The organism is Streptococcus sp. Marseille-Q3604 (genome assembly GCF_916619785.1).
Taxonomy (GTDB): domain Bacteria; phylum Bacillota; class Bacilli; order Lactobacillales; family Streptococcaceae; genus Streptococcus.
On the sequence record NZ_CAKAKM010000001.1, the window covers coordinates 194,079 to 218,983 of the forward strand.

Sequence of the window (24,905 nt, forward strand, 5' to 3'; positions counted from 1 at the left end):
ATAGAGTAAGAAGAAATACCTTTAAATAAGGTTTAACAGGTGTTAGACAATCTAAAGTGATCTGGTTAGTTTGTGATTTCTTGGGGAAGCTAATCAACATAACAAGATATTTAGTTAGTCAATTTAATCTATTCTTTAATAATATTAATTTACGTTAATGTTTATTTAGAATAATCTTGTTCTTTCTTATATTTTTAAAATCTTTAAGAATCTTCGAAAGAGATTCAGATGAGAGTTACGTGCTCACTCATTGGGGAGGAGGCCATAACTTTCAAAGAGCTTTCTTAAGAAAGGCATTACATTGTGGTCTTGAGATTATTGGGAAATACTTGAGACTAATGATTAGAATGGGTAGAGAGTGTAGTTAAGGGGACACTCTTAAAAGTGGGGAGAAGTTTATGAATATTTTGATACTTGGTAATACTGCTGGATTAACAAACGATTTCATTTTGAAAACGTTTCCTAATCAAGCAGTTTTTATTTTTGGTCATACAGGTGTAAAGAACTCTCGTAAGAATAAAATCACCGTATATACCAAACATTATGAGAACAATCAATTAGAAGATGTTTTTGATTTTCATGATTATGATCAAATCATCTATTTTTCGGAATATCTCAATTATGGACATGAAAGTTCAGGGGAGATTGAAAATCTCATCAGATTGTTAGAGTGTCTTAAAGATAGAAAAAACAAACGTTTACTTTATATCACAGGTCCTGTCCTTGAGGATGGGAAAAGAAGCTTACAGACAACAACTAAGGATACCTTATTATCCTGGACTCGAGAATTTGGGATCAACCTTAAAGTTCTACATAGTCCCTTTCTTTATTCAGTCATTAATAAAGAAGATTATCTATATAAACTGTTTGTACGTTTAGACGATCATGAGCAGGTGGAGTTGAAGGAGTCATCACAAAGTCAGACGACTTTTATCAGTCTATCTGACTTGGGAGATTTGCTTCACAAATTATGTGAGCGGTGGAATGACACCTATGAAAGTATTATTATTCCGGATCCCTTCCAACTGACTTTTGGTGAGCTCTTGCAAGCTTTGGATAAATATTTCCCTAATAAGCAGGTTCATTTCTTAGAGGAAAGAAGAATTAGGAAATATGATAACGATCCTGAAAAGTACCATGATTTGCGTGATCGATTCGCTTGGTTTATGCGTTATGCCTTGGTGCGTGACTTGCCAGATATTTACGAAGATTATCAAAAACAGCGAAAAGGGTCTTTGCGTGTTTCTAAGTTCCGCAACTTCGTAGATAATATCGTTAAGCAAAAGAGAAATAAGAAACTTGCTGCTGTTGTCGCGACCTTCTTAGTCTTTGAAGCCTTTCGATATATGACTCAAGGTCAGTTACAGTTTCAATTGATTGACCTACGTTTGCTCTTTGTTGTCTTGATTAGTACAGTTTTGGGTATGGGTTATGGCTTGTTCTCAGCAGTCCTTGCAATTATTGGTTTGACAATTAGTCAAATTTTGTCTGGAACTAGCTGGCAATTACTTCTATATAATACGGATCGTTGGGTTGCTTTTATTGCCTATATCTTTATCGCTGTTGTTTGTGGTTTTGTGGAAATGAAGAAAAAAGATGACAAGCTACAACTAGACAAACAGTTGGAAACAGTTAAGGAAGACTATCTTATCCTTAATCAATCCTACCATACATTACTTAATGAAAATAAAGACCTGAAAAATGCCTTGTTAGCAAGTCAAGATGGTCTTGGAAAAGCCTATTCTTACTTTGTGACTTTAGATCATGCTAGTGTTGAGAAGGTTCTCAGACAGACGATTGATTTGGTTTCAGAGATTTTGAATGCTCCTGTTTCACTTTATGGTGGTGGTCCTTTCCAATATGAACTTCTTTTGGGAGATAACGATAAGAAGCAAGTATCTTTGACAGATTTTAAAGAAGTTGGAGATGCCTTCGGTCATGGACGTGTCTGGGCTAATAAATCATTGCTTGAGAATCGTCCAGCTTATGCCATGGAAGTTAAGACCAAGGGAGAGGGTACCTTTATCATTTGGGTAGAGGCTGTTCCTTTTGAAGCTATGTCTACTAAAGTGTTAAACGAGCTTGAGGTTCTTTCAAAAATGAGTCGTTCTTTCATTGAAAAGGCAGAACTTCTTGAACAAGCTAGTCATCAAGGGAGGGTTGCACAATGATTCCAGTCCTAATTACTAGTATTTTAACGGTTTGTTACTTCCTATCTATAGCACTTGTCTATAAAGCCATTGTTAGTGGCAGATCAGATTTAACCATTTTTTACTTGATTTTCCCAATTGCTTTACCTTTCTTTGGTGCTGGTCTGATTCATATGATTTCTAAGCCAAATCCTGGTAGACACCGTCGTGGTCAAGAAGCAGCAGTTGGTGGCAAAATTAAAGATTTGACTATTGATTTTGGAAATATCGATGATTTTCAACGTCCTAAGAAATTGGTTGAAGAAGACATCGTTCCTCTTGAAGAATCTCTCTATTTGAATAAGGCTAAGGAAGCTCGTCAGCAATTGATGGGATTGGCTAATAATGATCCATCTCATTTTATGGATTTGCTCTATTTGGCTCGCTTAAATGAGGACAGTGAAATTGTTCACTATGCGACAACCTTTATTTCTGAGATTTCAAGTCAATACGATGAGAAGTTGAGTGCTTTTGAGAAACGTTTTGAAAAGGGTGAAGCAGACTTTGACCTCTTAACCGAGTATTGTGATTTTATGGAAGATTACCTCTCTAAAGAACTTCTAAGTAAACAAATGGAAGGTTTGCTTCGTAAGGAGTACGAGGAACGTCTCTTGCAAAAACTTAGTCACGGAACGACTGCTAAAGACTTAGTGAGAGTTATCCATAATGAACTAGCTCTTGGTTTGTATGATTTGGCTCAAAAGCATTTGACACAGCTTTCAATTAAATCAAATGCGGATGATGTGTATTATTTGTATTTGGAATATTACTATCAAACTGGTCAGTTTGATGAATTTAAGAACATGATTCGTGAGATGCAAGGCAAACAGGTTGTTCTTTCTAAGGACAAGCAAGATCTCTTGAACTTCTGGCAAGGAAAAGAGGTGATGGCATGAAATTAGGTAAAAAGAATGTTATCCGCAAAGAAACCTTGCTAGGTGTCGGACTTATTTTGTGTTTGGCCATCGGACTCTTTGTTCAAAAGAAGGGGGAATGGTATCCAACTCAAGGTAAGGAAGCCTATCTTACCGGAAAAGTACCATCTACGGCCTCAGTGGTCAAAGATTTAGATAAAGATACGCTGGTTCTTTATGATAGTGAAAACGATACGAGTCAAAGGGCTTGGAAACAGTTTGAGCAAATTCTAAAAGATATGCGTATGGGAGCTAAGTTAGTCGATGTGGCTAAACACGAGTCCTATTCACTTTCAGATTATAAAAAAGTAGTCCTTCTTGTCACTGACCTTTCTCGAATGGAGGACCAAGTTCAGCCACTCATGGATTGGACTGAAAAAGGTGGTCAAACACTTTTTGCAGTAACCATGGGGAAAGAAAGTAATCTGGATGCCATTGATCATAATCTCGGCGTAAGTTATTCCAATTTTGAGATGGATGAGGTCAAGGAAATCTACGTGGATCCTGACTTCATGATTGGTGGGGGACGCAATTATAAAATTGAAGAACCTTTTGAGTCAGCTAGAAAAGTCTCACTTGAAAGTGATGTTAAGGTACATGCTAAAACAACAGATGATTCTCATACACCGTTGATTTGGGAAAAATCATACGGCAAAGGTAAGTTTGTCGTTGACAATCTTGGAATCTATGAGCGTAATGTCCGTGGTATTTATGCCGCTTCCTATAGTCTTTTGACTGAAGCGACAGTTTATCCAGTAATCAATGGTTCTACCTATTATATAGATGATTTCCCATCACCTGTTCCAGCCGGAGATGGTCGTTTCGTTAAACGTGACTATGACATGTCTGTATCTGAATTTTATACTAATGTTTGGTGGCCAGACCTTCTTAAACTGCACGAAAAGTATGGTATCGTTCATACAGGTGTGGTCATTGAAAACTATGAGGCCCAGACAGATGGTAAAATTGTTCAACAAAACGATTTAGATCGTTTCAAGTATTTTGGAAATTCGCTTTTGGCTAACGGTGGTGAGCTTGGTTATCATGGTTATAATCACCAACCTTTGAGTCCTTCATCTGTTAATTATGGTGAAAAGTATGCCAGCTACAAGACTTGGAAGGATAAGGCTGCTATGAAGGCTGGTCTGTCTGAGTTGATTCGTTTTGTCAACCAACTCTTTCCTAAAGCGCAAAAATCAGTCTACGTTCCACCATCAAATATCCTTTCAAAAGAAGGGCGAGAGGTAATCGTTAATGATTTCCCAGAAATCAAGGCTATCTCAAGTAACTATTTCCCAGGAGATTTCACTTATTCGCAAGAGTTTGAAGTGTCGCCTGATGGAATGATTGAAGAGCCACGTACAGTTTCTGGTGCGGTTTGGGACGATTTCTCACAGATGACGGTCTTTTCTGAAATGAATATGCACTATGTCAATAACCATTTCCTTCACCCTGATGACGTTCTTGATGTCGATCGTGGTGCAGAATTGGGTTGGGCAAAGATGTACAAGGCCTTGGACAAGGAAGTTAGTTGGGTCCACAATATGTCACCTTCACTAAGGAATCTAACAGGTTCAGAATTAGCAGGTGCTGTTCAGCGTTACGGTATTTTGAAAGTTTCTCAAAAATATACCAAAGACGCCCTAAAAATTGATCTTGAGAATTTTCATGATCATGCTTACCTTATGGTTCGTTTAAATCAAAACGAGGTTAAGAAGGTAAAAAATGGTAAGGCTACGCATTTAACGGGTGATCTTTACCTATTGGAGGCTACGAATAAGTCAGTCACCATCACATTAAAATAAGGCAAAATAGGGGAAAATGCCGATGAAGATATGTTTAATTCTTGAAGGGTCCTATCCGTATGTTCACGGTGGTGTCTCTACTTGGATGCATCAATATATTACAGAAATGAAAGAGCATGAATTTGTTCTCTGGGTTGTGGGGGCAACACATGAGCAAAAGGGAAAGTTTGTTTATGAACTTCCTGAAAATGTCGTAGAAGTACACGAAGTCTTTTTGGACTATGTTGTGCCAGATAAAGAAGAAGACATAGAGCCACATCAGTTTACAGATGAGGAAAAACAAGCCCTTAAAGATATGGTTTTTTGTCAACAACCTGATTGGAAAGTCTTGTTTAAAATTTTACAGGATGGTAAGGTCGTTCCTAACGATCTCTTGAGTAGTGAGGCCTTTTTTCAGGTCTTGAAGGATCTCTGTAGTGAGCGCTACACGCAGCTATCTTTTTCAGATGTTTTTCACACGATCCGTTCTATGCTGTTTCCACTTTTAAATATTTTATCTTGTCCACCTCCTGAAGCAGATGTTTACCACTCAATCTCTACAGGTTATGGTGGTATTCTTGCAACTTTGGGAAGTTTGACTTATGACAAACCTCTCTTCTTAACTGAACACGGGATTTATACGCGTGAACGTGAGGAAGAATTGCTTCGTGCCAAGTGGGTTTTACCTACAATGCGCCAACAGTGGGTAAGGTTCTTCTATATGTTGTCTGATGCGATTTATCAAAATGCTCAAAAAATTACCAGCCTCTTTACTAAGGCCAAGGAAATTCAGATTGAGATGGGGTGTGATCCAGAGAAATGTCAGGTTATCTCAAACGGGATTGACTACGATGCGTTTTCTCAAATTTCTTTGAAAGAACCAGATGGTTGGATTGATATTGGAGCCGTGGTACGTTTGGCTCCAATTAAGGACATCAAAACCATGTTGTATTCTTTCTACGAACTGGCTCAGCAAGTGCCAAACGTTCGTTTGCATATCATGGGTGGTATAGATGACCAAGAATATGCGGATGAGTGTTTTAGCTTGGCCGATAAGATGGATTTGGGAGATCGTCTCCTATTCACTGGTCGTGTTAATATTCGAGAATATATGAAGAAAATTGATTTTACGCTTTTGACCAGCCTTTCTGAAGGTTTGCCACTTTCTGTTTTGGAATCAATGGCGGCTAGTCGTCCTTGTGTGACGACAGATGTCGGATGTTGTCGAGAATTGCTAGAAGGTCGTGAGGATGACAATCTAGGGATTGCAGGATTTTGTGCGCCACCTACTTGTACAGGACCTCTTGCAGAAGCTATGAAGAAGATGGCGATTAATGATGCTAGACGTCTTGAAATGGGTGAAATTGCGCGTAAGCGTGTTGAAGCGATATATCAATATCCGCAAATGATCGGTCAGTACCGACGCTTATATGAGGAGGTGGCTGTTTAATGGCCGGTATTGGATTTGAATTACGTAAAATTTACAACGAGGATAGCCTTTTTTCAAAACAAAAGGCCTACGCTTATGCTGGAATTGTTTATACCGGTCCTATGCTTTTGGGGATTTTACTTACAGCTGGTGTCGTTGTTTTGACAATGGTAGCGGGAATCAGTGAACATGAGCGTGATTATATTCTTTCGAACTTAACCTACGCTATCATCTTTTCACTCGTGATTACCAGTCTCTTCTCTCTGGTGGTAACTCGCTTTGTTGCGGACATGCTCTACGAGAAAAAATTTGAGACTATTATCCCTTCATTTTATGCGTCGAGTGCTTTGATGCTTATGATTGGAACACCACTTTATGCGATCTATCTAGCCTTTGCTAGTCGAAGCTTAGCAGAAGTGGCTATGGGAGTTTTGCTCTTTGGTGAGCTCTGTCTCGTTTGGAATGTCATTACCTACTTGACAGCAATTAAATCCTATAAAGAAATTATCAAAGGTTTCTTTTTAGCGATTGGTGTGACGGTTGTCTCTGGGTTACTTAGTATTTTCCTACATCAAAAGTATGGTATCTTCCTAAGTGTTTGTTTGGGATACGGTGGAATGATGTTTTGGATGGTTCGTCTTATCCATGACTATTTCCCATCTAATCTTAAAATGTCCTTTGAGTTTTTGAAATGGTTTGATCAATTTTCTGATCTTGCCAAGACAGGGCTTTACATGTTGGTGGCCCTCTTTGCTCATATTATTATTAACTGGTTTGGGCCAATTAGTAAGAGTTTTGACGGCTTCTTCCGTACAGCTCCAGTCTACGATGTACCAGCCATGTTAGCCTACTTAACGACTTTAGTATCAACACTTAATTTCGTTATGTCTGTCGAGGTTTCCTTCTATCCGCATTTCCGACGTTATTTTAACCTCTACAATGAAGAGGGAAGTCTTTCGGATATCCAGGAAGCTGAAACTCAAATGCTGGATGTCATGAGTAACGAACTCAAATATGTTTTTTGGAAACAATTGCTAGCGACAATTTTCATTATGTTCTTCGGAAGCGTGGCCTTGACTTATTTACCAATTGGTTTTAACAATCAAATGCATGGGTACTTTTTAACGCTATGTCTGGCTTATGGTCTCTATGCTGTTGGTAATGTAAATATCTTGCTATTGATGTATTTTGCAGATTATAAGGGGGCCAAGAAACTTGCCAAACACTTTGCTATTTTGACAGTAGTTTTGAGTTTTGGTTCTCAGTTCTTGGACTCAGCCTTTCTCGGTTACGCCTTCTTGATTTCTTCTTTACTTCTTTTCCTTGAAAGTGGTCAGGAAATCGATAAATACACAAGTGATCTTCAGTATCATTTCTTAGGAAGCCAAGCCATGGTATCTAAGAAAGACGTGGGCTATTTTGAAAAATGGACTGAGCGTTTAGAAAACATACAAAAGAGGTGGGGGAAATGAATAGGAAAAAGAGTTTAGCAGCGGTTTTGTTGCTCTGTACGGTATTTGGTTTTACAGCATGTGGAACCAAGGAACAGACAAAAAACGGTGTGACAACTAAAAAAGTAGATAAACAAGCGGCCACTGATATCTCTAATGTACACTTAAGAGACAAAAAGAGTCTCTATGATAAGGATCATACAAAGGTAACGACCATGTACCTGACAGTACGTCGAGGAGATGCTACAGAAAATCAAAATCACTCATGGTCTGAGGTCAATCAATATTCCGTTGAAGATTATCAGAAAATGCATGTTAAACGATATCAAGTAGCAGGGCTCCTTCAAGTTGGTAACGAGGACGGTCCTGTCTCTGGTGAGTTAGGTTATGACCAAGACGTGCCAAATGCCAGTGTTCAGATTCGTGGGGAAAGTTCAAGTAAGAACGCCCAAAAGAACTACAAAATCAAGATTAAAAAGAACAAGGGTGAGTGGAACGGTCAACGTACGATCAACCTTAACAAACACCAGACTGAAGCCCTTCGCTTTAGAAATAAGTTGTCCTATGATCTAATGGAAGAGATTCCACAACTCATGGGTGCTAGAACGAGTTTTGTTCACCTCTACGTTAAAGATGAAACCTCTGACAATCCTTCAGGTAAATTTGAAGATTATGGTCTCTACACGCAAGTCGAACAGATTAACAAAAACTATCTGAAAGATCATGGTCTGGATGAAAATGCCAACCTTTATAAACCAAACTTCTTCGAATTCTTCCGTTATGAAGATACGATTGTTAAAGAAGATGATCCTAAATTCGATAAGGATAAATTCGAGAAACTTTTGGAAATCAAAGGTAGCCATGATCACACCAAACTTATTGATTTTCTAACCAAGCTCAACGATCCATCGGTGAAGATCGAAACCATCATGGACAAGTATGTAGATCCTGAGAATATCCAATATTGGATGGCCTTCCAGATGTTGCTTGGTAATGATGATACACAGAGTCGTAACATGTATCTCTATAGCCCACAAAACTCAACCAAATGGTACATCATTCCTTGGGATAACGATAGTATCTTGATGAAGAATGAACGTCGTTTGGTAAGTAAGGACAGCGACCAAGCCAATAGCTGGGAAGTCGGTGTCAGCAACTATTGGGGTAACCAACTTTTCCAACGTTTGCTCAAATCAAAAGAGTTCCGCAAGGGTCTAGATGAGAAGATGGATGAGCTACGTAAGACAATTACTGGTGACAAGATTACTTCTATGAGTAATGAATACGCAGCAGTCATTAGACCTTACCTAGCTAAGATGCCTGACCAAATGCATGCTAAGACAACTCCTGACAATTACGACAAGATTTTGGCAGATTTGCCAAATGAGTTGGAGAACAACTACAAGATTTATAAAACAAGTCTTGAAAAACCACAACCATTCTTTATCAATAAGCCGGAAGTGGCCAATAACAAATTGAAATTAAGTTGGGGTGCCTCTTACGATTTCAATAACAGCAAGTTGACTTACACTGTAGAATTAGCTAAAGACTATGAATTTAAAGACAAGGTCTTTGAAAAATCTGGTCTTAAAACTCTAAGTGCCGAAACAGATACCTTGCCTAAGGGACAATACTTCGTACGTGTGACTGCAACTAATGAGGCTGGACAATCACAACGTGCCTTTGATTACTATGTCAATAGTGATAACTCTAAACAATTTGGTATTATGAGCTTCTTTGTCCTCGAAGATGGAAAAATTGGGGTAGATGGTTATGAAGACTAAAGAGAAGCCCTTTCGCCATGAGTTGAAATACGTCATTGGTGAACCAGAAAAATCCCTGTTGACTGAACGTTTCAAACATTTGATTCAGTTGGATAAGCATGCGACAAATGGTGGTTATACCATTCGAAGTCTTTACTTTGATGACTATTGGAATAGTGCCTATGCTGAAAAAGATGCAGGTATTCTGGTTCGTAAAAAATATCGGATTCGTATCTACAATTTCGGGACCAATAGTATCAAACTAGAGCGTAAGAAAAAGGTTGATACCTACATTCTGAAAGAGGATGCACCATTAACTGTCGAAGAATTTTATAAAATCATTGATGGGGATTATGACTTTCTCTTGAAAAGTCCCTATCCTCTCTGTCAGGAATTTTACTATGAATGTGTTAGTAACATGATGCGTCCACGGACCATCGTTGATTATGAACGAGAGCCGTGGGTTTATGACTTTGGAACAGTTCGCTTAACCTTTGACCAAAATGTCAGAGTAGCGGTTGGAAGTTTTGATATTTTTGATCCGGACTTACCAACAATTCCAGTCATTGATCCGGAAAAGATGGTTTTCGAAGTTAAATATACAGAGTATCTGCCAAAGATTGTCCAAAGTGTCTTGCCAGGGAAAGCAGACATGATGGCTGTCTCTAAGTACGTATTGGCTTATGAAAAATCTCAGTATCTAAATGGTTTTGAATACTGGGAAGATGGGAATATATAAATCGGAAAAGTGCTAAGCTTGGAAGAACTTAGTATAAAAAGGGGAATTTATGAGTGTTCAAGACTTTATAAAAAAATCTATTTTGCAGTCTGATAACTATGCGACGCAGTCACCGTTTCGTATTGTTATCGTCTTGCTACTTGCCTTGTTGATTGGAGCCTTTATCTATAAGGTTTACCAGCATTTCTTTACAGGCGTTATTTATTCACGCAGTTTTGCCATGACTTTGGTCGGTATGACCTTGCTCACATCAATGGTAACACTGGCAATCAGTTCAAACATCGTTATCTCACTTGGTATGGTCGGTGCCCTCTCTATCGTCCGTTACCGTACTGCAGTTAAGGATCCTATGGACTTGCTCTATCTTTTCTGGGCAATTACCTCAGGGATTACGGTAGGGGCAGGTATGTATGTCCTAGCCGTTGTAACGTCTATCGTTATCCTACTGATGCTTATTGTCTTTAGCCGCTTGCAAGAGACTGGTAAGGTGTATATCGCTGTGGTTCACTTTGATGGTGAGCATACAGGTGACAAAGTTATTCAAGAACTTGGTCGCATCAAGCACTTTATCAAGTCTGAAACTATGCGAAAAGACAGTGTTGAGATGGCTATTGAAGTCTTTGTGAAAAATAACGACCTTACCTTCGTTGAAAACATTAAATCTATCGAAGGTGTCAAAGACCTTACACTGATCCAATACAACGGCGAATACCATGGCTAGAAGACGTGAGAAGAAAAGTTGGAGTAGTCGAAAGAAGAAACTTTGGCTCGTCATCTGTCTAATCATTATTACAAGTGGTCTTTATGCCATTTTTGTGTATTTGAATACCAGAAACACAGGTACCAAGTTTGAATATACGCTTTCAGACAAGAGTTTTGGGAATCCGCTCATGGGTTATGTCCCTTCAGCTGAAGAAAAAACAGTTTCTGAAGACGTTCACCTTGTCTATGTTGATATTACATGGAAAGAATTGGAACCTAAAAAGGGCCACTATAACTGGGAAACAATTGAAGAAAGTAACCAGTTTAAACGATGGAAGAAAGAAGGCAAGCAGGTCGTCTTACGTTTCTTGCTAGATTACCCTGGCAAATCAAGTCATAAGGATATCCCTGACTGGTTGGGAAATGAAATTTCTGACCTTGGAGATGCTTATAGCACATCCTACGGTAAGGGATTTTCACCAAATTACCAAAATAAACTGCTTAGAAAATACTATAAAGATGCTGTTACTGCTATGGGACAGCGTTGGGGCAATGATGATTTTATCGCCTACATCGAGCTTGGTGGCCTAGGCCACTGGGGTGAGTGGCATGTTCACTCAGATGCGGGCATTCGCCAATTGCCACGAAAAGAAGTTCGTAAGGACTACATTGCTCCGTTTCAACCAGCCTTTCCTAAAGCAAAGATTCTTATGAGAAGACCTTTTGATACAGGTTTGGAAGGTGATTTTGGAATCTACAATGATGTCTTTGGAGACAAATCAGCAACTAAAACCTGGTTAAATTGGATCCAAAATGGTGGCGCATACGATCAAACCCAAGAGCAAGCTGCCTTGAAAGCTATGCCTAAGGCCTGGGAGAAAGCACCAATCGGAGGTGAATTGACAAGTTCGCAATCTATGTCTACCTTACTTGGTAATAACTTAGACGAGCTTACAGATGAAGCCAAAGCAGCTCATTTGACCTTCTTGGGTCCAAAGGTTGCTGAAGATATTGGTGATGGGCAAGCTGCTTATAAGGAACTCTTGAAAAACATGGGCTACCGCCTCTGGGTATCAGGTTTGAGAATTTCCAAAGGAGAGAGCAAGGTTGAAATTACCCTTAATTTGGAAAATTCTGGGGTTGCCCCTTTATATGGGGATTGGCCTGTGGTATTATACTTGTGTAATGCTAATGGCAAGGTTCTTCAAGCCCAACAACTTGATTGTCGTTTGTCAGAATTGCTTCCAGATCAAACAACTGAACTTATGGCAAGTTTCGCCTATTCCAAAGATCAGAATTATCAGGTGAAGCTAGGAATTCTATCTCCAATGACACAAGAGCCTTCGGTTCATTTTGCCATGAAAGGTTTTGAAGGAGAAGTCATGCCTAAATTAGCAACGATTCAAAAGGATCAAAAAGGCACTGACAAGTAAGAAAGGAAAAATAAATGTCTATTTTAATTACAGGAGGAGCTGGCTATATCGGTAGCCACACAACCGTTGAACTCCTTAATGCAGGTTTCGATGTAGTCTTAGTTGACGACTTTTCAAATAGTTCGCCAGCAGTTCTTGAACGTTTGGAAAAGATTACTGGTAAAAAATTTCCATTTTATCAAGGTTCCATTTTAGATACTGATTTTTTGGATAAGGTTTTTACAAGTGAAGATATTGAGTTAGTTATTCACTTTGCGGCCTTCAAGGCAGTGGGGGAATCTGTTCAAAAACCTTTGAAATATTATAAAAACAATATCAGTGGTACCATTACTCTTCTTGAAAAAATGAAAGAATATGATGTTAAAAACATCGTCTTCAGTTCAAGTGCAACAGTTTACGGTACCAATAATCCTTCTCCAATGACGGAAGATATGCCAACATCAGCTATCAACCCATATGGTTATACTAAGTTGATGATGGAACAAATTCTTACAGACGTAGCGGCTTCAGATCCGTCATGGTCAGTCACAAATCTTCGTTATTTCAATCCTATCGGTGCTCATGAAAGTGGTTTGATTGGGGAATTGCCAAACGGTATTCCAAACAACCTTATGCCATATATTACACAGGTAGCTATTGGTAAACTTCCTGAGCTTAACGTCTTTGGGGATGACTATCCAACTCCAGATGGTACAGGTGTGCGTGACTACATTCACGTCCTTGACTTGGCCTCAGGTCACTTGGCTGCTGTCAAATATAATTTGAGTCATAAAGGTGCTGAGATTTTCAACTTGGGTACTGGACATGGTTATAGCGTATTGGATCTCGTTAAGACTTTCGAAGCTGAAAACAAGGTTGCTATTCCATACCGTATTCAAGGACGTCGTGCTGGTGATATTGCTACTTGCTATGCCTCTCCTGAAAAGGCCAAAGAAGTTCTTGGCTGGGAAGCTAAGAAGACCTTGAAGGAAATGGTTAGAGATTCTTGGCGTTGGCAAACGACTAACCCTAACGGTTATGAAGACTAAGTTGCATAACTCAAATTATCAGTCCCTAGAGAGTGTAAGATAAGCACTAGATTATTTTAAAGTATCCCTAATCTAGTAGCTTCAAAAATAAAGAGAAGAGGAGTGGAAGCAGTCACTAAATGATTACAGATTTAGAACTGTCTCACCCTCTTTTTATGTTTTAGCTTAGCTTTCTATGGTATAATGAAGTTATGACTATTATTAATCAATTCGTCACTTTGGCGAGTCACCTTGTATTTATAGGATTGAGCTACCACATGCTGATTAGCCTCTTTGATTGGGCAAAAATCATCAAAAATCCGATTGAAAATACTGGTAAATTGAAACTCTTTTTGCTCTTTATCAGTATTGCCTTAGGCTATCTTATCAGTTCCTTTATTCTGTCGGTTTTAGCTTTTGGACAGAATATGGCTAGCTCAATATCTTAAATTAGTGAATTTAAAAGACTTTTGATATAATATAAAAAGATGAAATTGACCCTTGAAAGGAATCCTTATGGATAAAATTATTGTACAGGGTGGCAACACTCGATTAAGTGGTGAGGTTGTCATTGAAGGTGCTAAAAACGCTGTCCTACCCTTGTTGGCAGCGACTATCTTGGCCTCGGAAGGTCAAACAACCTTAACTAATGTTCCAATCTTGTCAGATGTTTACACGATGAATAATGTTGTTCGTGGTTTAGATATTGCTGTAGACTTTGACGAGGAAAACAATACCGTTGTCGTTGATGCTAGTGGAGAAATTCTCGATCAGGCGCCATATGAGTATGTGAGCAAGATGCGTGCGTCTATCGTAGTACTTGGACCAATTCTTGCCCGCAATGGCCACGCGAAGGTTTCAATGCCTGGTGGTTGTACGATTGGTAGCCGTCCGATTGACCTCCACCTCAAAGGTTTAGAAGCAATGGGTGCTAAAATTACCCAAGTTGGTGGTGACATCACTGCGACAGCAGAAAAACTAAAAGGTGCAACTATTTATATGGACTTTCCATCTGTCGGTGCCACTCAAAACCTTATGATGGCAGCCACTTTGGCTGATGGAGTTACAACCATTGAAAATGCTGCGCGTGAACCAGAAATCGTTGACTTGGCCCTTCTTCTTAACGAGATGGGAGCAGATGTCAAAGGTGCTGGAACTGAATCACTCGTGATTAAAGGTGTTAAAGCTCTCCATGGTACTAAACATGCAGTTGTTCAGGACCGTATTGAAGCAGGTACCTTTATGGTAGCAGCAGCCATGACTTCTGGTGATGTCCTTATCAAAGATGCTATTTGGGAACATAACCGTCCTTTGATTTCAAAATTATTGGAAATGGGTGTCTATGTTAAGGAAGAAGACGGCGGTATTCGTGTTAAATCTGATGTTTCACAATTGAAACCAGTAACCGTTAAAACTCTACCTCACCCAGGTTTCCCAACTGACATGCAAGCTCAATTTACAGCACTTATGGCAGTGGTAAACGGGGAATCAACCATGATTGAAACAGTCTTTGAGAATCGCTTCCAACACTTAGAAGAAATGCGTCGTATGGGACTTCATTCAGAAATCCTTCGTGATACGGCTATGATTCACGGTGGTTTGCCACTTCAAGGTGCTCAAGTTATGTCTACTGACCTTCGAGCTTCGGCAGCACTAATTCTTACAGGGATGGTGGCTGAAGGAACAACTACTGTTGGTAAGTTGACACACTTGGATCGTGGTTACTATCAATTCCATGAGAAACTAGCTAAACTAGGAGCAAATATTTCACGTGTAAGTGAGGCTTAGTATGGAAACTGGTAAAGGCTATGTTTTTCGTCAATTATTACTTGTTTTGAGTGTGTGTGTGATTGGCCTTGCTTTTCTAGCAATCGGATTGATGATTGGCTATGCTGTTTTAGGAGAGGGCAAGGATCCTATAAGCATCTTAAAACCAGAAACCTGGCAGGCAATTGTTGCTAAATTTACAGGAAAATAAAAGGGAGTGGGAAGTAATCCCGCTCCTTTAGTCATGACATTCATATAAAAGAAAGAGAACAATGGCAAAAAGAAAGACATCTTTAACAAATAAACAGAAACGTCAGCTAGTCTCGTTACTAATAGCGGTCTTGATTGCAGTTTTAGGTTACATTGGGACGAGCAATAAGCTATCGCCTAATAATCCAATCAAGCAGGTAGCTAGTCTAGTCTCGGGAAAATCCAATAACTCCGTTAAATCAAACGGTTCAACAAATGGAAAGGCTACGCCACAAGAGCAGCTTGCTGAGTCAGTGATGACTAGCTCCGTCAAGAGTCAACTAGGAAACTCCATTGAATGGAATGGGGCAGGGGCTTATATTGTTAATGGTAATAAGACTAATCTAAATGCTAAGGTTTCTAGCCAACCCTATGCCAATAACCAAGTCAAAACGGTTCAAGGACAAACGGTTCCTACAGTTGCGAATGCCTTATTAAGTAAAGCAACCAGACAGTACAAAAATCGTCAAGAAACAGGGAATGGCTCAACCTCTTGGACACCTGCGGGATGGCATCAAGTTCACAATCTTTCAGGAGAGTATAGCCATGCCGTAGATAGAGGTCATTTGTTGGGCTATGCACTTGTAGGTGGTCTCAAAGGATTTGATGCCTCGACTTCAAATCCAGAAAATATTGCCGTTCAAACTGCTTGGGCTAACCAAGCTAATAGCGAAAGTTCTACAGGACAAAACTATTATGAAAGTCTGGTACGAAAAGCTCAGGATAAAAATAAACGTGTCCGTTACCGTGTTACCCTCATTTATGAAGGAGATAACCTCATTCCATCAGGATCACACCTTGAAGCCAAGTCAGCTGATAGCTCACTTGAGTTCAATGTCTTTGTTCCAAATGTACAAGAAGGGATTACCCTAGATTATTATTCAGGAAAAGTAACGGTGAATTAAAGCAACAAACGACTCGGATTGGAGTCGTTTTTAGTATCCAGAAAACAAAAACCCACCCTCAGGTGAGTTTTTTGTTTTATTCACTAGCTTGCTCCCATTGTTTAGAGAGGTAGCGAGAGTAGCTAGAGATGGCAAAGTTAACCACGAAATAAGCTAAAGCCACAATACCGTATAAGGTAAAGATTTGGCTTGGTTCGTAGTAACCACCCATCAAAATCTGACTCTTACCAAATAATTCCTGTAAGGCGATAACAGAGTAAAGGAAAGAAGTATCCTTGATGACTGTTACGAATTGAGAAATGATAGATGGTAACATCTTACGAATAACTTGTGGGAAGATGATGTAAATAAAGATTTGTCTGTTGTTAAACCCTTGAGACAAGCCGGCTTCCGTTTGGCCATGGTCGATAGAGTTCAGTCCCCCACGAATGATTTCCGCCAAGGCAGCTGAAGTGAAGACCGTGAAAGAGGTAATTCCTGCCGCTGTAGACTTAAGCTGGAAGACCAAGAAGATAATGAAAATCCAAAGCAAGTTAGGAACGTTACGAACGAACTCAACGTAGATAGAAGCCATCCAACGAAGAATAGGATTCTTTCCGTTACGCATAACCGCCAGAATAGTTCCGAACAAGGTAGACAGCACAATGATGAAGAAAGACAAGTAAAGGGTCGTCCACATCCCTTGTGCCAAGAATTTAAGGTTAGTAGCTGATAAAACTTCTGACATAGTGAACCTCCTTAGTAAGCTTTCTTATTCTCTTCTTCTTTACGACGTGCCCAAGTAGCTAGAGGGAAACACATGATAAAGTAGAGGAAGGCAGCCCCAGCGAAGGCCGGCACATAGTTAGTGGTATCATAAGCCCAAGCCTTAGCAGTGAACATGATATCAGCCCCAGAAATAATGGCAACTGTAGAAGTATTCTTAATCAAGTTAACCACTTGGTTGGTTAACGGTGGCAAGATAGTACGGACTGCTTGAGGCAAGATAATGATACGCATGGTATCAGCGTAGGTGAATCCTTGAGACAAAGCCGCTTCGGTTTGACCTTTAGGAACCGCCTCAATACCTGTACGAATAATTTCAGAGATATAGGCTCCTGTGTAGACCCCCACACAAAGGATGGCTGTCAATGAAATTGGGATCATGACATGGCCATCAGTCAAGATTGAAATTCCATAGAAGACGACCACGAATTGGACAAGCAAGGGTGTGTTCTGGAAGATTTCGACATAAACACGTGAAATACCGCGAAGAACCTTGTTGTGAGTAGAGCTCATAGCCCCAAAGATGAGCCCAAGAAGAAGGGCAACAATCAAGGCACCAATCGAAATGCCAAGGGTATAGAAGAAACCTTTGGCAAATTGTCCAAAGTTAGCGAAGAAAGCAGCCCAACGTTCAAGAGCGAAAGGACTAGCCGTTTCAGTTAAAAGATACATAAATTCAGGACTCCTTTCTATTTATCTTCAGCTTTAGCTGGTTTCAAGTGATACTTATTGTAGAGCTTTTGAAGGCTACCATCTTTTTGCCACTTAGCCAACAAATCGTTGGTATAATCAATCAACTCTTGGTTAGACTTGCTTGAAGCAATACCGTATTCTTGTGTTTTGAAACCTTCTTTTAAGGTTTTAGTCTTTTTACTTTCATATCCGGAGAGGATAGATTTATCAACTGAGAAAGCATCGACGCGGTGAGCGTAAAGAGAAACAGCCAATTCTGGGAAAGATCCGAGTTGGACATAGTTGAATTTAAGGTTATTAGCTGAAGCATACTCTTGCAAAGCAGCCTTAGTTGACGCACCTTGAGAAACACCGATAGTCTTACCATTCAAGTCTGAAATTTTGTTAATACCTGAGTCCTTAAGAACCAAGAAACCAATTTGGTCATAGTAGTAAGGATTTGAGATGGCATAAGAAGCCTTACGTTCATCATTGATGGTATAGGTAGCGATAAGTAAGTCGATAGTTCCGTTATCCATAAGTGGTTCACGGGTTTGCGTTGTTACTGGAATGTAATTGACCTTAACCTTAAGTTCTTTGGCGATCTTTTTAGCAAGATCAACTTCCATCCCTTCGTAGGAATTAGTCTTAGCAGAATAGTAACCAAAGTTAGGAACGTCTTGCTTCACACCGACATTGAGTGTCCCTCGCTTAACAATCTTTTGGACTGCTTTACTATCTAGGAGCTTGCTAGTGTCTTCCGCCTTAGTCTTGTGACTCGTGATAAGAAAAATAGTGACTATTGCTAAGCATGCGACAGTTAGGTAACGTAAGATTTTTTTGAAAATCATAGGCAACCTCCTTAGGCATCCACTTGGACACGATCAGAGTTGTGGTCGATAATCTTAGAAAGGAATTGAACAGCACGAGGTTCAGTTGGATTGTCAAAGAAACCATCCACATCCGTAGTATCCACGAGAACCTGACCTTCAGCCATGAAAATGATACGGTCTGCCACACTGCGGGCAAAGCCCATTTCATGGGTAACAACTACCATGTTCATGCCACCTTTGGCAGGGTTTTGCATAACCGCCAGTACGTCACCGATAGTCTCTGGGTCAAGGGCTGACGTTGGCTCATCAAAGAGCAAGAGCTCAGGATTCATGGCAAGACCACGGGCAATAGCGATACGTTGTTTTTGTCCACCAGAAAGCATACCAGGGTATGAATCTTTCTTGTCCCACATATTAACGTAACGAAGGAATTTTTCAGCAGTCTTTTCAGCCTCTGCCTTACTGATTCCAAGAACCTTGATAGGTGCCAAGGTTACATTTTCAAGAACGGTTTTGTGAGGGTAGAGGTTGAAGTGTTGAAATACCATCCCTGCTTCCTTACGAAGCTCAACCAAGTCTTTGGCAGAAGCTTCTGTCACATTATGCCCGTTAACGATAAGTGTACCGTTATCAATTGATTCCAAGGCGTTGATTGTACGGATAAGGGTAGATTTCCCAGACCCAGAAGGTCCCAAGAGAACCACAACTTGTCCTTTTTCAATTTCTAGATTGATATCACGAAGTGCATGATAATCTCCGTAGTATTTATTAACATTTTTAAATTCAATAAGTGCCATAAGAGCCTCCTATAATGGATTTACTTGTTAGCTTTTCTAACATGTATTAAATTTTAGCATAAGTAAAGACGAAAGTCAAAAAATTCCGAATATTCTTTCAAAACGTTCGGTTTTTACTAAATAATTAATCATTTTTTTGATATAAATATGAGCAAACAAAAACCCACCCTCAGGTGAGTTTTTTGTTTTATTCACTAGCTTGCTCCCATTGTTTAGAGAGGTAGCGAGAGTAGCTAGAAATGGCAAAGTTGACCACGAAATAGGCTAAAGCCACGATACCGTATAAGGTAAAGATTTGGCTTGGTTCGTAGTAACCACCCATCAAAATCTGACTTTTACCAAATAATTCCTGTAAGGCGATAACAGAGTAAAGGAAGGAAGTATCCTTGATGACTGTTACGAATTGAGAAATGATAGATGGTAACATCTTACGAATAGCTTGTGGGAAGATGATGTAAATAAAGATTTGTCTGTTGTTAAACCCTTGAGACAAGCCGGCTTCCGTTTGGCCATGGTCGATAGAGTTCAGTCCCCCACGAATGATTTCCGCCAAGGCCGCTGAAGTGAAGACCGTGAAAGAGGTAATTCCTGCCGCTGTAGACTTAAGCTGGAAGACCAAGAAGATAATGAAAATCCAAAGCAAGTTAGGAACGTTACGAACGAACTCAACGTAGATAGAAGCCATCCAACGAAGAATAGGATTCTTTCCGTTACGCATAACCGCCAGAATAGTTCCGAACAAGGTAGACAGCACAATGATGAAGAAAGACAAGTAAAGGGTCGTCCACATCCCTTGTGCCAAGAATTTAAGGTTAGTAGCTGATAAAACTTCTGACATAGTGGACCTCCTTAGTAAGCTTTCTTATTCTCTTCTTCTTTACGACGTGCCCAAGTAGCTAGAGGGAAACACATGATAAAGTAGAGGAAGGCAGCCCCAGCGAAGGCCGGCACATAGTTAGTGGTATCATAAGCCCAAGCCTTAGCAGTGAACATGATATCAGCCCCAGAAATAATGGCAACTGTAGAAGTATTCTTAATCAAGTTAACCACTTGGTTGGTCAACGGTGGCAAGATAGTACGGACTGCTTGAGGCAAGATGATGATACGCATGGTATCAGCGTAGGTGAATCCTTGAGACAAGGCCGCTTCGGTTTGACCTTTAGGAACCGCCTCAATACCTGTACGAATAATCTCAGAGATATAGGCTCCTGTGTAGACCCCCACACAAAGGATGGCTGTCAATGAAATTGGAATCATGACATGGCCATCAGTCAAGATTGAAATTCCATAGAAGACGACCACGAATTGGACAAGCAAGGGTGTATTCTGGAAGATTTCGACATAAACACGTGAGATGCCACGAAGAACCTTGTTGTGAGTAGAGCTCATAGCCCCAAAGATGAGCCCAAGAAGAAGGGCAACAATCAAGGCACCAATCGAAATGCCAAGGGTATAGAAGAAACCTTTGGCAAATTGTCCAAAGTTAGCGAAGAAAGCAGCCCAACGTTCAAGAGCGAAAGGACTAGCCGTTTCAGTTAAAAGATACATAAATTCAGGACTCCTTTCTATTTATCTTCAGCCTTAGCTGGTTTCAAGTGATACTTATTGTAGAGCTTTTGAAGGCTACCATCTTTTTGCCACTTAGCCAACAAATCATTGGTATAATCAATCAACTCTTGGTTAGACTTGCTTGAAGCAATACCGTATTCTTGTGTTTTGAAACCTTCATCAAGAATTTTGGTTTTATCACTTTCGTAACCTGATAGGATTGATTTATCACCAGCAAAGGCGTCAATACGGTATGCATAGAGTGATACGGCTAACTCAGGATAAGATCCGAGTTGGACATAATTGAACTTAAGGTTATTAGCTGAAGCGTACTCTTCAACAGCGGCTTTGGCAGATGACCCTTGAGACACTCCAATAGTTTTACCGTTAAGATCAGAAAGTTTCTTATAGCCAGATTTGGTTTGAACGAGGAAACCGATTTGGTCATAGTAGTAAGGATTTGACATGGCATATGAAGCTTTACGCTCATCTGTAATGGTATAAGTAGCGATAAGCATGTCAATAGTCCCATTATCCATAAGGGCCTCACGAGTTTGAGGGGTAACCGCTGTAAAATTCACCTTAACCTTAAGTTCTTTGGCAATCTTCTTAGCGAGGTCAATTTCCATACCTTGATAGGTATTGGTTTTGGCTGAGTAGTAACCAAAGTTTGGGACATCCTGTTTGACACCAACGTTTAGAGTCCCTTTTTTGACAATTTTTTGAATTGCAGCATTATTGAGTAGTTTACTGCTTTCATCAGCTTGACTACTTTTAGTGTTCCAGAGGAGAACTGCTACAAATGCTAAAGCAGAGATAGCTAAAATGCGACTAAGTTTTTTGATTAACATAAGCCCTCCTTAGGCATCCACTTGGACACGATCAGAGTTGTGGTCGATAATCTTAGAAAGGAATTGAACAGCACGAGGTTCAGTTGGATTGTCAAAGAAACCATCCACATCCGTAGTATCCACGAGAACCTGACCTTCAGCCATGAAAATGATACGGTCTGCCACACTGCGAGCAAAGCCCATTTCATGGGTAACAACTACCATGTTCATGCCACCTTTGGCAAGGTTCTGCATAACCGCCAGTACGTCACCGATAGTCTCTGGGTCAAGGGCTGACGTTGGCTCATCAAAGAGCAAGAGCTCAGGATTCATGGCAAGACCACGGGCAATAGCGATACGCTGTTTTTGCCCACCAGAAAGCATACCAGGGTAAGAATCTTTCTTGTCCCACATGTTAACGTAACGAAGGAATTTTTCAGCAGTCTTTTCAGCCTCTGCCTTACTGATTCCGAGAACCTTGATAGGTGCCAAAGTGACATTTTCAAGAACAGTTTTGTGAGGGTAGAGGTTAAAGTGCTGGAATACCATCCCTGCTTCCTTACGAAGCTCAACCAAGTCTTTGGCAGAAGCTTCTGTCACATTATGCCCGTTAACGATAAGTGTACCGTTATCAATTGATTCCAAGGCGTTGATTGTACGGATAAGGGTAGATTTCCCAGACCCAGAAGGTCCCAAGAGAACCACAACTTGTCCTTTTTCAATTTCTAGATTGATATCACGAAGTGCATGATAATCTCCGTAGTATTTATTAACATTTTTAAATTCGATAAGTGCCATAAGAGCCTCCAAAAATTTTACATTAATATATGTAATAACAAGAGTGTATTTTACTATATATGTAGGAAAATGTCAAAAATGTTTGAAAATTCAATCATAAGGTTCGTTTTTTAACCGATTACACATAGCAAAGGTATCTCAAAAAACAAGGAAAGCTTGTATATTAGCTTAATATCTATAGTAGAAACTTGGTCCTTAACCTATTTTTTGGTATAATATGTTTGATATGTAAAGTTTTTTACTTTACAAAATTGAATGACTTAAGAAAACCGATGAGGTGTTTATATGAAAAAAATTCTTGTTGTTGATGATGAAAGACCAATTTCGGATATCATCAAGTTTAATCTGACTAAAGAAGGTTATGAAGTGGTTACGGCCTTTGATGGTCGTGAAGCATTGGAGCAGTTTGAAGCTGAAAAACCAGACTTGGTCATCCTGGACTTGATGCTGCCTGAACTAGATGGTTTAGAAGTTGCTAAGGAAATTCGAAAGACAAGTCATACACCAATTATCATGCTTTCAGCTAAGGATAGCGAGTTTGATAAGGTTATCGGGCTAGAAATTGGGGCAGATGACTATGTGACGAAACCATTTTCTAATCGTGAATTGTTGGCACGTATCAAAGCTCACTTGCGTCGTACAGAGACTATTGAAACAGCAGCAGAAGAAAGCTCTAACTCAGGCAAGCAGGAGATTTCAATTGGGGAGTTGATTATTGTTCCAGATGCATTTGTTGCTAAAAAACGTGGAAATGAAGTCGAACTCACACACCGTGAATTTGAGTTGCTTTTCCATTTGGCAACTCATATGGGACAAGTGATGACTCGTGAACATTTGCTTGAAACTGTTTGGGGTTATGACTATTTTGGTGATGTTCGTACGGTTGACGTAACCATTCGTCGTCTCCGTGAAAAAATTGAAGACACACCTAGTCGTCCTGAATATATTTTGACGCGTCGTGGTGTTGGTTATTATATGAAGAATTATGACTAGTATTGGCTTAAACATCACAAGCTTTGAACTAGCCTTACTCTTTACGCTCCTTTTTGTGGCTTTCTACTTTATTTTTCTTGCTTATCGTGATTATCGACGAGTCAAAAATATTCGAAAGTTGACCAAGAGAGTCAAGTCCCTAATGGCAGGTAACTATAATGAGGAGTTACGCTTAAAGGGTGATCCAGAGCTTTTAGAGCTAGCTGACAGCTTGAATGATTTATCGGACGTTTTTCGTTTGACGCATGAAAATCTAGCCCAGGAAAAAAACCGCTTATCATCAGTCCTCTCTTATATGAGTGATGGAGTCATTGCGACTAATCGACGTGGTCAAATTACCATGATTAATAGCACAGCTCAGCGTTTGTTGAATCTAGATTTTGAAACAGCGACACAGATGTCCATTTTAGATTTATTAGATGGCGAAAATCCCTATACCTATAATGAATTGTTATCTAAGACTCCTGAGATTCATTTGTCTCGTCGAGATGCCAACGATGAGTTTGTGACCCTACGCGTTAACTTTGCTCTTATTCGTAAAGAATCTGGTTTTATCTCAGGTCTGGTTGCCGTCCTTCACGATGCCACTGAGCAGGAAAAAGAAGAGCGGGAACGTCGACTCTTTGTATCAAACGTTAGTCATGAGTTGCGTACACCTTTGACTTCTGTAAAATCTTATCTGGAGGCACTTGATGATGGTGCTCTTGACGAAGAGATTGCCCCTAACTTTATCAAAGTTTCTTTGGATGAGACCAATCGTATGATGCGAATGATTTCTGACCTCTTGGCACTGTCTCGTATTGACAATAAGAGTACCCAGCTTGACGTTGAAATGACTAATTTCACGGCCTTCATGACCTATATATTGAATCGTTTCGATCAGATTAAGAGTCAAGAAACTAATACAGGTAAAACTTACGAAATTATTCGAGATTATCCGGTAAACTCGATTTGGGTGGAGATTGATACAGATAAGATGACCCAGGTCGTGGATAATATTCTTAATAATGCTATCAAGTATTCGCCTGATGGTGGTAAGATTACAGTGTCTATGAAGACAACTGATTCACAGTTGATTGTTTCTATTTCTGACCAAGGTTTGGGTATTCCTAAGAAAGATTTGCCGTTAATTTTTGACCGTTTTTACCGTGTTGATAAGGCCAGAAGTCGTGCCCAAGGTGGAACTGGTCTAGGCTTGTCTATTGCAAAAGAAATTATTAAACAACATAAGGGCTTTATTTGGGCTAAGAGTGAGTATGGTAAGGGTTCAACTTTTACAATTGTGCTTCCATATGACAAGGATGCCATGATGGTTGATGAATGGGAGATGTAGTAGA

24 protein-coding genes are annotated in these 24,905 nt (G+C 39.8%); 16 read left to right on the top strand and 8 right to left on the bottom strand.

The annotated features are described in order from the left end of the window. Positions 1 to 398 precede the first annotated feature (398 nt). The 14 genes from LG375_RS00850 (at position 399) to LG375_RS00915 (ending at position 16,332) form a co-directional block, all read left to right on the top strand. Positions 399 to 2,171: a DUF4118 domain-containing protein gene (locus LG375_RS00850; RefSeq protein WP_225745085.1), complete on the top strand. Its 1,773-nt coding sequence runs from the start codon at positions 399 to 401 to the stop codon at positions 2,169 to 2,171. Continuing rightward, positions 2,168 to 3,085, top strand: coding sequence for a hypothetical protein (locus LG375_RS00855; RefSeq protein ID WP_201036248.1), 918 nt, complete (start codon positions 2,168 to 2,170; stop codon positions 3,083 to 3,085). The genes LG375_RS00850 and LG375_RS00855 overlap by 4 nt, the downstream gene beginning before the upstream one ends. Continuing rightward, positions 3,082 to 4,908, top strand: coding sequence for a DUF2194 domain-containing protein (locus LG375_RS00860; RefSeq protein ID WP_225745086.1), 1,827 nt, complete (start codon positions 3,082 to 3,084; stop codon positions 4,906 to 4,908). Before LG375_RS00855 ends, LG375_RS00860 begins: the two co-directional genes overlap by 4 nt. A gap of 22 nt (positions 4,909 to 4,930) precedes the next feature. Continuing rightward, positions 4,931 to 6,337 (top strand): GT4 family glycosyltransferase PelF, encoded by a 1,407-nt coding sequence (gene pelF / locus LG375_RS00865; RefSeq protein WP_225745087.1) that lies wholly within the window; start codon positions 4,931 to 4,933, stop codon positions 6,335 to 6,337. Then, positions 6,337 to 7,788, top strand: coding sequence for an exopolysaccharide Pel transporter PelG (gene pelG / locus LG375_RS00870; RefSeq protein WP_225745088.1), 1,452 nt, complete (start codon positions 6,337 to 6,339; stop codon positions 7,786 to 7,788). Before pelF ends, pelG begins: the two co-directional genes overlap by 1 nt. Next, positions 7,785 to 9,551, top strand: coding sequence for a CotH kinase family protein (locus LG375_RS00875; RefSeq protein ID WP_037601164.1), 1,767 nt, complete (start codon positions 7,785 to 7,787; stop codon positions 9,549 to 9,551). The genes pelG and LG375_RS00875 overlap by 4 nt, the downstream gene beginning before the upstream one ends. Further along, the gene (locus tag LG375_RS00880; protein ID WP_225745089.1) at positions 9,541 to 10,269 is read left to right on the top strand and encodes a polyphosphate polymerase domain-containing protein; all 729 of its coding nucleotides are present in this window, start codon (positions 9,541 to 9,543) and stop codon (positions 10,267 to 10,269) included. The genes LG375_RS00875 and LG375_RS00880 overlap by 11 nt, the downstream gene beginning before the upstream one ends. Positions 10,270 to 10,318: 49 nt before the next feature. Beyond that, the gene (locus LG375_RS00885; RefSeq protein ID WP_002890827.1) at positions 10,319 to 10,990 is read left to right on the top strand and encodes a DUF4956 domain-containing protein; all 672 of its coding nucleotides are present in this window, start codon (positions 10,319 to 10,321) and stop codon (positions 10,988 to 10,990) included. Further along, a complete protein-coding gene (locus LG375_RS00890; protein WP_225745090.1) occupies positions 10,983 to 12,404 on the top strand; it encodes a DUF4832 domain-containing protein in 1,422 nt (473 codons plus the stop codon). The genes LG375_RS00885 and LG375_RS00890 overlap by 8 nt, the downstream gene beginning before the upstream one ends. A 14-nt stretch (positions 12,405 to 12,418) precedes the next feature. Then, positions 12,419 to 13,432, top strand: coding sequence for a UDP-glucose 4-epimerase GalE (gene galE / locus LG375_RS00895; RefSeq protein ID WP_225745091.1), 1,014 nt, complete (start codon positions 12,419 to 12,421; stop codon positions 13,430 to 13,432). Between the two features lie 191 nt (positions 13,433 to 13,623). Continuing rightward, complete coding sequence (locus tag LG375_RS00900; protein WP_002890830.1) at positions 13,624 to 13,860, top strand: DUF1146 family protein; 237 nt, start codon at positions 13,624 to 13,626, stop codon at positions 13,858 to 13,860. A 67-nt stretch (positions 13,861 to 13,927) separates the two neighbouring features. Next, positions 13,928 to 15,199, top strand: a complete 1,272-nt coding sequence (gene murA, locus LG375_RS00905; protein ID WP_064525319.1) for a UDP-N-acetylglucosamine 1-carboxyvinyltransferase — start codon at positions 13,928 to 13,930, stop codon at positions 15,197 to 15,199. Between the two features lies 1 nt (position 15,200). After that, complete coding sequence (locus LG375_RS00910) at positions 15,201 to 15,389, top strand: DNA-directed RNA polymerase subunit beta (protein WP_003097027.1); 189 nt, start codon at positions 15,201 to 15,203, stop codon at positions 15,387 to 15,389. A 61-nt stretch (positions 15,390 to 15,450) separates the two neighbouring features. Next, the gene (locus tag LG375_RS00915; RefSeq protein WP_201041512.1) at positions 15,451 to 16,332 is read left to right on the top strand and encodes a DNA/RNA non-specific endonuclease; all 882 of its coding nucleotides are present in this window, start codon (positions 15,451 to 15,453) and stop codon (positions 16,330 to 16,332) included. Positions 16,333 to 16,408: 76 nt separating this feature from the next. Here LG375_RS00915 and LG375_RS00920 read toward each other — a convergent pair whose 3' ends face one another. From LG375_RS00920 to LG375_RS00955, 8 genes are all read right to left on the bottom strand, one after another. Further along, positions 16,409 to 17,059 (bottom strand): amino acid ABC transporter permease, encoded by a 651-nt coding sequence (locus LG375_RS00920; RefSeq protein ID WP_225745092.1) that lies wholly within the window; start codon positions 17,057 to 17,059, stop codon positions 16,409 to 16,411. Between the two features lie 11 nt (positions 17,060 to 17,070). Continuing rightward, entirely contained in the window at positions 17,071 to 17,769 is a 699-nt protein-coding gene (locus tag LG375_RS00925) for an amino acid ABC transporter permease (RefSeq protein ID WP_002886251.1), read from the bottom strand. 17 nt (positions 17,770 to 17,786) lie between these two features. Beyond that, positions 17,787 to 18,620 (bottom strand): transporter substrate-binding domain-containing protein, encoded by an 834-nt coding sequence (locus LG375_RS00930; protein ID WP_073685759.1) that lies wholly within the window; start codon positions 18,618 to 18,620, stop codon positions 17,787 to 17,789. 11 nt (positions 18,621 to 18,631) lie between these two features. Then, complete coding sequence (locus tag LG375_RS00935; protein WP_225745093.1) at positions 18,632 to 19,399, bottom strand: amino acid ABC transporter ATP-binding protein; 768 nt, start codon at positions 19,397 to 19,399, stop codon at positions 18,632 to 18,634. Positions 19,400 to 19,586: 187 nt separating this feature from the next. Then, a complete protein-coding gene (locus LG375_RS00940) occupies positions 19,587 to 20,237 on the bottom strand; it encodes an amino acid ABC transporter permease (protein ID WP_037601175.1) in 651 nt (216 codons plus the stop codon). 11 nt (positions 20,238 to 20,248) lie between these two features. After that, positions 20,249 to 20,947: an amino acid ABC transporter permease gene (locus tag LG375_RS00945; RefSeq protein WP_002886251.1), complete on the bottom strand. Its 699-nt coding sequence runs from the start codon at positions 20,945 to 20,947 to the stop codon at positions 20,249 to 20,251. Between the two features lie 17 nt (positions 20,948 to 20,964). Further along, positions 20,965 to 21,798: a transporter substrate-binding domain-containing protein gene (locus LG375_RS00950; RefSeq protein WP_073686419.1), complete on the bottom strand. Its 834-nt coding sequence runs from the start codon at positions 21,796 to 21,798 to the stop codon at positions 20,965 to 20,967. A gap of 9 nt (positions 21,799 to 21,807) precedes the next feature. Beyond that, positions 21,808 to 22,575, bottom strand: coding sequence for an amino acid ABC transporter ATP-binding protein (locus LG375_RS00955; RefSeq protein ID WP_002885036.1), 768 nt, complete (start codon positions 22,573 to 22,575; stop codon positions 21,808 to 21,810). A 285-nt stretch (positions 22,576 to 22,860) separates the two neighbouring features. Between LG375_RS00955 and yycF the strand changes: the two genes are divergently transcribed. Both yycF and vicK read left to right on the top strand, forming a co-directional pair. Then, the gene (gene yycF / locus LG375_RS00960; protein ID WP_002884978.1) at positions 22,861 to 23,568 is read left to right on the top strand and encodes a response regulator YycF; all 708 of its coding nucleotides are present in this window, start codon (positions 22,861 to 22,863) and stop codon (positions 23,566 to 23,568) included. Next, positions 23,561 to 24,901, top strand: a complete 1,341-nt coding sequence (gene vicK / locus LG375_RS00965) for a cell wall metabolism sensor histidine kinase VicK (RefSeq protein ID WP_080611394.1) — start codon at positions 23,561 to 23,563, stop codon at positions 24,899 to 24,901. The genes yycF and vicK overlap by 8 nt, the downstream gene beginning before the upstream one ends. Positions 24,902 to 24,905: the final 4 nt, after the last annotated feature.

What these genes read in the sequence shown, in the direction of transcription:
- LG375_RS00850 (WP_225745085.1), top strand. Translation starts at nt 399, where the DNA reads ATGAATATTTTGATACTTGGTAATACTGCTGGATTAACAAACGATTTC.
- LG375_RS00855 (WP_201036248.1), top strand. Translation starts at nt 2,168, where the DNA reads ATGATTCCAGTCCTAATTACTAGTATTTTAACGGTTTGTTACTTCCTA.
- LG375_RS00860 (WP_225745086.1), top strand. Translation starts at nt 3,082, where the DNA reads ATGAAATTAGGTAAAAAGAATGTTATCCGCAAAGAAACCTTGCTAGGT.
- pelF (WP_225745087.1), top strand. Translation starts at nt 4,931, where the DNA reads ATGAAGATATGTTTAATTCTTGAAGGGTCCTATCCGTATGTTCACGGT.
- pelG (WP_225745088.1), top strand. Translation starts at nt 6,337, where the DNA reads ATGGCCGGTATTGGATTTGAATTACGTAAAATTTACAACGAGGATAGC.
- LG375_RS00875 (WP_037601164.1), top strand. Translation starts at nt 7,785, where the DNA reads ATGAATAGGAAAAAGAGTTTAGCAGCGGTTTTGTTGCTCTGTACGGTA.
- LG375_RS00880 (WP_225745089.1), top strand. Translation starts at nt 9,541, where the DNA reads ATGAAGACTAAAGAGAAGCCCTTTCGCCATGAGTTGAAATACGTCATT.
- LG375_RS00885 (WP_002890827.1), top strand. Translation starts at nt 10,319, where the DNA reads ATGAGTGTTCAAGACTTTATAAAAAAATCTATTTTGCAGTCTGATAAC.
- LG375_RS00890 (WP_225745090.1), top strand. Translation starts at nt 10,983, where the DNA reads ATGGCTAGAAGACGTGAGAAGAAAAGTTGGAGTAGTCGAAAGAAGAAA.
- galE (WP_225745091.1), top strand. Translation starts at nt 12,419, where the DNA reads ATGTCTATTTTAATTACAGGAGGAGCTGGCTATATCGGTAGCCACACA.
- LG375_RS00900 (WP_002890830.1), top strand. Translation starts at nt 13,624, where the DNA reads ATGACTATTATTAATCAATTCGTCACTTTGGCGAGTCACCTTGTATTT.
- murA (WP_064525319.1), top strand. Translation starts at nt 13,928, where the DNA reads ATGGATAAAATTATTGTACAGGGTGGCAACACTCGATTAAGTGGTGAG.
- LG375_RS00910 (WP_003097027.1), top strand. Translation starts at nt 15,201, where the DNA reads ATGGAAACTGGTAAAGGCTATGTTTTTCGTCAATTATTACTTGTTTTG.
- LG375_RS00915 (WP_201041512.1), top strand. Translation starts at nt 15,451, where the DNA reads ATGGCAAAAAGAAAGACATCTTTAACAAATAAACAGAAACGTCAGCTA.
- LG375_RS00920 (WP_225745092.1), bottom strand. Translation starts at nt 17,059, where the DNA reads ATGTCAGAAGTTTTATCAGCTACTAACCTTAAATTCTTGGCACAAGGG.
- LG375_RS00925 (WP_002886251.1), bottom strand. Translation starts at nt 17,769, where the DNA reads ATGTATCTTTTAACTGAAACGGCTAGTCCTTTCGCTCTTGAACGTTGG.
- LG375_RS00930 (WP_073685759.1), bottom strand. Translation starts at nt 18,620, where the DNA reads ATGATTTTCAAAAAAATCTTACGTTACCTAACTGTCGCATGCTTAGCA.
- LG375_RS00935 (WP_225745093.1), bottom strand. Translation starts at nt 19,399, where the DNA reads ATGGCACTTATTGAATTTAAAAATGTTAATAAATACTACGGAGATTAT.
- LG375_RS00940 (WP_037601175.1), bottom strand. Translation starts at nt 20,237, where the DNA reads ATGTCAGAAGTTTTATCAGCTACTAACCTTAAATTCTTGGCACAAGGG.
- LG375_RS00945 (WP_002886251.1), bottom strand. Translation starts at nt 20,947, where the DNA reads ATGTATCTTTTAACTGAAACGGCTAGTCCTTTCGCTCTTGAACGTTGG.
- LG375_RS00950 (WP_073686419.1), bottom strand. Translation starts at nt 21,798, where the DNA reads ATGTTAATCAAAAAACTTAGTCGCATTTTAGCTATCTCTGCTTTAGCA.
- LG375_RS00955 (WP_002885036.1), bottom strand. Translation starts at nt 22,575, where the DNA reads ATGGCACTTATCGAATTTAAAAATGTTAATAAATACTACGGAGATTAT.
- yycF (WP_002884978.1), top strand. Translation starts at nt 22,861, where the DNA reads ATGAAAAAAATTCTTGTTGTTGATGATGAAAGACCAATTTCGGATATC.
- vicK (WP_080611394.1), top strand. Translation starts at nt 23,561, where the DNA reads ATGACTAGTATTGGCTTAAACATCACAAGCTTTGAACTAGCCTTACTC.